This is a genomic window from Caulobacter sp. (assembly GCF_017744445.1).
Lineage (GTDB): Bacteria > Pseudomonadota > Alphaproteobacteria > Caulobacterales > Caulobacteraceae > Caulobacter.
On the sequence record NZ_JAGIBH010000081.1, the window covers coordinates 1 to 780 of the forward strand.

Below are 780 nucleotides of genomic sequence, written 5' to 3' on the forward strand. Positions count from 1 at the left end.
GACTTTCGCAGACAGATGGCGGCGGCTGGCATAGACGGCCAGGATGGCGATATCGGCCATGTGGAAGTCGGGCATCAGCCGCACCAGCCGGCCAGTCCGCAGGTCATCGCCAACCAGAAACGTCGGCTGCGCGATCACGCCCCGTCCTCCCAGCGCCAGGGCGCGGGCCGTGTCGCCATTGTTCGTCCTGAGGGGCAGCCGCACCTTCACCGCGTGGGCCTTTCCATCAGTGTCGGTGAAACGCCATTCGTCGGCCGTGGACCAGTAGGCGTAGCCGATGCAGGCGTGGTCCTTGAGGTCTTCCGGCGCGCGCGGCGCCCCGTGCGCCGCCAGATAGGTCGGTGACGCGCATAGGACGTTGCGCGAAGTCGCCAACTTGCGCCCGACATGGCTGGAGGACCCGCTGCGCGAGATGCGGATGGCGAGGTCGTAGCCCTCCTCCACGATGTCGACCACGCGATCGATCAGGTCGACCTCGAGCTCCACCAGGGGGTAGCGCTCAAGGAACCCGGCCCATAGCGGCGCCAGATGCTGGACGCCGAAACTGAGCGGCGCGTTGATCCGCAGTCGGCCGCGCGGCTGGACCGAGGCCGAGGAAGCAATCGCCTCGGCCTCCGCGACCTCGTCCAAAATGCTTCGGCAACGCTCATAGAGAGCCTGGCCGCTTTCGGTCGCGGAAAGCCGGCGCGAGGTGCGGTTCAGCAATCGGGTTCCTAGCCGCGCCTCCAGCTCATTCACATAGCGGGTCACATTGGCCGGAGACGTGTCCAACGCCTCGGC

The 780-nt window shown here is 67.1% G+C and carries 1 protein-coding gene; it reads right to left on the bottom strand.

Annotated elements, in window-relative coordinates; translation table 11 throughout:
* Positions 1 to 771, bottom strand: a 771-nt coding sequence (locus J7528_RS23735; protein ID WP_291879786.1) for a LysR family transcriptional regulator, incomplete at its 3' end; no start/stop codon positions are given.
* Positions 772 to 780 lie beyond the last annotated feature (9 nt).